This is a genomic window from Rhodospirillales bacterium RIFCSPLOWO2_02_FULL_58_16, from assembly GCA_001830425.1.
Classification (GTDB): Bacteria; Pseudomonadota; Alphaproteobacteria; order Rhodospirillales; family 2-02-FULL-58-16; genus 2-02-FULL-58-16.
On record MIAA01000048.1, the window covers coordinates 20,035 to 27,352 of the forward strand.

A 7,318-nucleotide genomic window follows, 5' to 3' on the forward strand; every position below is an offset into this window, starting at 1 on the left:
GACGTGGCGGGTGATCCCCTCAATACCGGTCTATACGCCGAAGCATTTCAGAATTCACAAACGGGGGAAATCGTCGTTTCTTTCCGTGGAACCGAGCTGGGCGATCTTGGCGATCTTAAGTCGGATTTTCAAATAGCTATAGGCGAGAAACCCGCTCAATTTGATGTGGGGGTGGCGTTTTTTAATGATATTAGATCAGCCAACCCCTATGCGTCAATTAGCGTAACCGGACACTCCCTGGGGGGCGCCATCGCCCAATTCGTTTCCTCCTCCCCCGATACTTCGCATCCCGCCGGCGCGACGTTCGGCGCGCCGGGGATAGCGCATATAGCAGGGGTCATCGCAAGCGCCGCAGGGGATCTGACGAACTATGTTGATCCTCTGGACCTCATCGGGAAGGTCGGGGATCATGCAGGAACCAAGGTAACAATAGGGGAGGTTACGGCTGTAGACGCGCTTGCAGTATTAGGCGGCGTAGCAACAAGTATTGTCACTTTGGTTAGCCACCACTCTATGAAGAATTATCAAGCCTTGGCCGAGGGGCAACCAACAGTAAATTCTCTAACACTAGGCGATATGGCGAGTTATTATGTAGGACGTATTTCTAACGAAGACCGCAATGTTACTTCAGTAACAAAAAATAATACAGGGAACTCTACAGTTATTGAGTTCAGGGATTCCAATAATATTATAATAAGATCAGTTGAGATCTTTCATGATGTGACAAAGATCGTAGAATCCAATCAGGGAACCCAAACCACTCGTCATATCTCCGGTTCGGGCAGTGATCAGAAGATCGTAACAATCTTTCCCAACAATGAATCCGAAGTCATCCTATGGAACAATACAGGCTCATTGCTCGATGCCAACAATGCCCTTATTGCGAATATTTCGTACGACGTTGACTGGAAGGATTACGCATATGTGGACTCTACCGGCTTTTTAACGGGGGATGTCAAGACGGTTTGGTCCGATGGCTACGAATCAACCCAACATTCCGACGGCGCATGGTCCATCAAGACGGAGTACGGGGCTCAGGTGACTTATGTGGGTGGAGCCAATGAGCGCACCGTTTACACCAACGTCGACGGGACGAAGCGGGTGGTCGAATTTACGACGGGCGCCGATGGTGTAGAATACTTTAATGTGACCGACATCAATAACAACTTGCTCGATAGCGGTCTCTCCGGAGACTTCAACGTCGACAACTATTGGTCCTATAACGGCGGGCAAATCAACACCCAACCGGTTGTCGGCAGCGGCATCGGCATCGAAAACCTTTTCACCGGTTACTCCTCTGACATTCAGTCGGCGTTACAGAAGACGACGAGCCTGCAGCAGCAGGTGGGGCAGAACTCAGGCGGCAGCGGACCGAACAGCTCGGACGCCGGATCCTCGGTAGCGTGGGACGGGCTGCTCAGCGCCTATCATAATATCCTGACCTCCACGACGTCAGGCCATTCGACCTGCTTCACCTCGGCCACGCCGATCCTGATGGCCGATGGAAACGAGAAGCCGATTGCCGAGGTTCGGGCCGGCGACATGGTGATGTCGTTTGATGGTCAAGGCCCGCTGGAGCCCAGACGGGTGGTTCGGGCCTTCGCGTACGAGAACAAGGAAGTGGTCGACATCAACGGCGTCAGGTGCACCCCCGCCCACAGGTTCCTCACCGAGGACGGAAAATACAAGGCGGCGATGCTGCTGGCCTCCGGCGCGCCCCTGGTCAGGGCGGACGGCGGCGAGACCCCGTTCACGGGGGCCGGGTATGTTCCCGGCAGCCATACGGTCCACAACTTCGAGGTGGATGATTTGCATACCTACGTGGCCGGCGGCTACCGGGTGCACAACGTCAAGACTCCCGTTGTTCTGGACCTTAACGGGAACGGCGCCATCGAATTGGTGGGGCTGGAGGAATCGGACGTTTTCTTCGACATCGACGCCGACGGATTCAAGGAAAACACCGGCTGGGTCGGGGCCGGCGACGGGATGTTGATCATCGACCTGGATGGCGACGGGACCGTCAACTCAACGGATGAGTTGATCTTGACCCGGCACGCCCCCGGCACGCGAACCGATCTGGAAGCCCTGCGGGTAGCATTCGATAATGGGGACGGAGTGTTGGATGCCGGCGACGCCCGGTGGGGGCAGTTCCGCGTCTGGCAGGACCTGGATCAGGACGGCGAAACCGATGCCGGCGAATTAAAGACCCTTGCCGACCGGAACATCACCTCAATCGATTTGATTTCCGATGGCGCCTATAAAAACATCGCCGGCAACGAGATTTACGGAACGTCCGGCGTTTATTTGGCCGATGGCTCAACCATGAAGGCGGGCGACGTGGGACTGCTGAGTTACGCGGAAGGCATCAAGGTTGAAGGCGTCGGCGTCAAGACCATCCGCACCTTGCATGAGGACGGTCGCCGTGAAATCACGGTCCGCGACGGGCAACGTGTCACCCTTGATATGGATGCTCAAGGAGCGTTCAAAGCCTCCGGCGATATCGGCAGCGACCATTTTTTCACGACAGGAAGGGAAGGATTCATCGCAGAGGGCTGGGGAGGCCACGACCTGCTGTACGGCGGCGTCGGCGAAGATTATCTGGACGGCGGCGATGACGACGACAAGGTGGAGGGGCGGGGCGGCAACGATACGCTCATCGGCGGCGCCGGCATCGATGAGATCAGCGGCGGAAGCGGCGTCGATTACATGTTCGGTGACGCCATGTACCACTACGGGGACGGCGACGCCGACACCCTTACGGGGGGCGAGGGTGACGACATTATTTATGGAGATGCCGGATATCTGACCGGCCTCGCCGGCAACGACATCCTTGATGGCGGAACCGGCAACGACTGGCTGGTTGGTGACGCCTGGTACATCCGGCAGGGTGCGGGCTCGATCGGCGGCGGCGACGATATGCTGACCGGCGGCGCCGGCGACGACCATATCATCGGCGGCATCGGCAACGACGTTGCCGTATTTTCCGGCAACCAGGCCGATTACACGATCACCACCGTCGGCGATGAAACCACCGTTAGCGACCTGCGCATCGGCGCTGTGAACGATGGCGCGGATATTCTGCGCGGCGTGGAAACCATGCGCTTCGCCGACGGAGACATGGCGGCAGCCGTTTCCAACTCCAATCCGGATATTGCTTTTAACTGGCGCGCCGCCGAAACCCGCAGTGCGCAATCCATCACCATTTTAGCTTCCGACCTGTTGTCCCGGGCCAATGACCTGGACGGCGACGCGCTTACCATCACCGGAGTAAACGCTACTACCTCCAATTTTAGAAAACATGGAGAGGCATATATCGACGGCAATGGCAATATCGTCTTTACCCCCGATGCGGGCTACATAGGCAACGCTCGCCTTGAGTATACGGTCTCCGACGGGCGTGGCGGCGTTTCCACCGAGACGGCGATCATCAAGGTCAACTCGGCCCTGCCCGACGATCCGAATTTTGCGACTCAGTGGCATTTGAACGCCATCAATGTTACCGATGTATGGCAGGAATACACCGGCGCCGGGGTCAAAGTCGCAGGACTCGATACGAATGGGGTCGAATATACCCATGCCGATCTGGCCGCGAACTATGACACCGCCGCTGATTACGATTTCTTGGATGGAGACGGAGATCCATTCGCCACAACAGCCGGCAATGAGCATTCAACGCCCGTACTGGGTCTGATCGCCGCCGCCCGAAACGGTGTAGGGGGCGTCGGGGTGGCTTATGGCGCAACCCTGGCCTTATACAGGTCGACATGGGCCGGTACGGATCAAGCCCTGGCCAAACTGCCCGAGGCCGATGTCGGCAACATTATTGGGATTTATAACGATCCCTTCAGCATAGACTTTAATTCCGCCGCCTATCAGAACTGGGGATCCCTCCTGCAAAATGCCGTCACGACCGGTCGAAGCGGCTTGGGCACGGTGATGGCGATAACAGGCGGCAACCAGCGTAGTTCCGGCGTGCATTTGAGCGGTTTTGCGTATCAGGCCAATTCGGCCAACTACGACAACTACGTGAACTCCCGTTTCACCATCGGTGTCGGGGCGGTTAACGAGAACGGGTTGGCGACCTTCTCGAGCACAGGAGCATGCCTTTTGGTTTCCGCGCCGGGTGTGTCGCTACAAACATCCGACCTTACGGGCGTCAATGGCTATAACGCCGGCGCGGACGGCAGCAACCCGGACTACACGTGGTTCGCTGGCACCTGCGGCGGAACGCCGATCATCTCCGGCGTCGTGGCGCTGATGCTGGAGGCCAATCCCAACCTGGGGTACCGCGACGTTCAGGAAATCCTCGCCTATTCGTCACGGCTTGTTGACAGCAACAACGATCAAAGTTGGAGCTTCAACGCCGCCGGAAATTGGAACGGCGGCGGGTTGCATGTCAGTAACGACTACGGCTTTGGGGTGGTCGATGCCCATGCGGCGGTCCGTCTCGCCGAGACTTGGCAAGCTCAGAGCACCTTCGCCAACGAGATCATGGTCAGCGCCGCCAGCGCCCCCGGAACGGCCATCGCCGATCTGGGAACTGTTACCGACACCGTCAATATTGCATCGGGAATTAATATAGATTACGTCGAGGTGGACCTGAATATCGCCCACACCAACATCGGCGATCTAATCGTCACCCTGGTGTCTCCTGACGGCACTGAGAGCGTGCTGGTGGATCGACCAGGAAAAAATCCTGATGACAATACGGGCCGGGGCAGCAACCTCGGCGCCATAAACTTCACCCTCTCCAGCACCCACCACTGGGGAGAGATCGGGACCGGCAACTGGATCTTGAAAGTAACTGACGCCGCCGGCGGCGATGTGGGCACAATCAACAACTGGACCCTCAAGCTCTACGGCGACACGGTTTCGGCGGATGATACTTACATATACACCAACGAGTTTTGGAGCGCTTTCCCATCATTCGACGCAGCCAGGGCAGTGGTCACGGACACCGACGGCGGTATTGATACCATCAACGCCTCGGCGGTGGACTATGACACCCTTATCTATTTGAATCCCGGCCAGAATAGCTGGATCGCCGGACGCACGGTGACGATTGCCACCGGCGCCGTAATAGAAAATATCATCACCGGCGACGGCGATGACTACCTATACGGCAACGATGTGAATAACGAACTTCATACTGGAAGAGGCGACGATCAACTCGACGGCGGCGCCGGAGCCGATATCATCGACGGCGGGGCGGGCGCCGATCTTGTCACCTACTGGTTGTCCGACGCCGGGGTAACGGTTGATTTGTCCACAGGAACCGGTCTTGGCGGTCACGCCGAAGGCGATCAATTGTTTAGCATCGAAAATGTCGTCGGTTCGGACCATGACGATATTCTCACCGGAGACGCCGGGGGCAACATCCTTGGAGGCCGAGTTGGGCATGACAAGCTTTATGGCGGCGCCGGCGATGACATCCTGATCGGCGGCAGCTATTCAGATCTTCTCGATGGAGGCGCCGGCGCCGACATCATCGACGGCGGGGCGGGCGCCGATCTTGCCACCTACTGGTCGTCCGATGCCGGGGTAACGGTTGATTTGTCCACGGGAACCGGCCTTGGCGGTCACGCCGAAGGCGATCAATTGTTTAGCATCGAAAATGTCGTCGGTTCGGACCATGACGATCTCCTTACCGGAGACGCCGGGGGCAACATCCTTGGAGGCCGAGTTGGACATGACAAGCTTTATGGCGGCGCCGGCGATGACATCTTGATTGGCGGCAGCTATTCAGATCTTCTCGATGGAGGCGCCGGCCGGGACACGGCCTCGTACACCGATTCGTCCGAGGGCGTCACGGTCAAGGTGAACGACGGCGTCTGGCATGCTCTCAATCAATATACCGGCAACGGCATCCAAACCATGGCGGCCGGCAACATGGATAATTTCGGCGGCAACAATGACGTGGCCGTCGGCTGGAGTACGGGCGGATTGGGGATTCTGAGAAAAACAGCAACCGCCAACAGCTATATCACATACGGCTCCACAAACGTTTCCGAAGTGACGATGGGTGATTTTGACGGTGACGGCTTGGACGAGATCATGGCCAGATTCGACGGGATCGGCACTTATCAGTTTGATTTCAATGGTTCAAACTTCACAAGTATCGGAATTTCAGGGGACCCTTTAATCTACTCTAACTCCAATTATATGTCCGGCGACATTAACGGCGACGGTCGTGATGACCTCATCCTGGATCAGCAGGGCAATGGGATGTACTGGCGCAATTCCGCCACCGGCATATGGACCGGTTTCGGACAAACCGGGAGTTCGGCCATCGGTGTTGGGGACCTCAACGGCGATGGCAGGGACGATGTGCTTACCCATTGGCCCTCTTATGGCCTGTATTCGTGGGACCCCGTCACCAATCAGTCCCAGAGAATCACCGGCCCTTGGCCGTTGAACATTTCCGCCATCGCTATTTCTGCTATTTCTGATTTGGATGGGAACGGTCAGAACGATGTGCTCATCAATTCCAATGGCGTGGGCATATGTTTATATGACGCCTCCATCCCTACTTTTTGGAAAACAAATTTCGACACCAACCATCTCGTTGATAAAATGCAGATCGTTGACATTGACGGTGACGGCAGGGCCGAGATTACCGGAGTCGTCGATGGAACTTTAAAGAGTATTAATATCGTCCAGGGCGGGACCGCTGTGGGCGACTCATTATGGAATATCGAAAACCTTGAGGGCTCCAATTTTGATGATTGGCTGATAGGCGACGAGACAACCAACTCCTTAATCGGCAATTCCGGCAACGACACGCTGGACGGCGGTTCGGGTGATGACATACTGGACGGCGGGGCGGGCGCCGACACCATGAAAGGCGGCACCGGCGTCGACACGGCATCTTATGACGGCTCGACCGGCGGGGTGACCATCGATCTTGCCACGGGATCCGCCTCCGGAGGCGACGCTGCTGGTGATGTTTTGACCGGCATTGAAAACATTACCGGATCGAATTTAGCCGACAGCCTGACCGGGGGCAGTGGGGATAATGTCCTCAACGGCGGTGCCGGCAACGACACGCTGAATGGAGGTTGGGGCAACGATACGTTCGACGGCGGAATTGGAGACGACGTGGCGGTGTATGCCGGTAACTTTTTCGATTACGGTGTCACAATCACTGGCGGAATGATAACGATCATGGACCAGGCGCCAGTTGTGAATGGCAATGAAGGAACGGATACGCTTTCCAATGTTGAGCGCCTGAAATTTTATGACAAGACGGTAATAATTAATGGCTCCAATTTCTTGCCGGTAACGGGGGCCGATAATGCCGCTACCTCAGAAGACACGC

Annotated in this window: 2 protein-coding genes (1 of these 2 cut by a window edge); one reads left to right on the plus strand and one right to left on the minus strand. The window is 56.7% G+C overall.

Annotated elements, in window-relative coordinates; genetic code table 11:
- Window positions 1-213 precede the first annotated feature (213 nt).
- Complete coding sequence (locus A3H92_12665; GenBank protein OHC73612.1) at window positions 214-411, minus strand: hypothetical protein; 198 nt, start codon at window positions 409-411, stop codon at window positions 214-216.
- Between the two features lie 444 nt (window positions 412-855).
- Between A3H92_12665 and A3H92_12670 the strand changes: the two genes are divergently transcribed.
- Window positions 856-7,318, plus strand: the 5' portion of a protein-coding gene (locus A3H92_12670; protein OHC73613.1) for a hypothetical protein. It continues 278 nt past the right edge of the window; the window shows 6,463 of its 6,741 coding nt (coding positions 1-6,463); its start codon is at window positions 856-858; its stop codon lies beyond the right edge, outside the window.

Bases quoted from the DNA above. Each gene is read 5' to 3' on its own strand.
- A3H92_12665 (OHC73612.1), bottom strand. From the start codon at position 411: ATGATCCCCGACCTTCCCGATGAGGTCCAGAGGATCAACATAGTTCGT.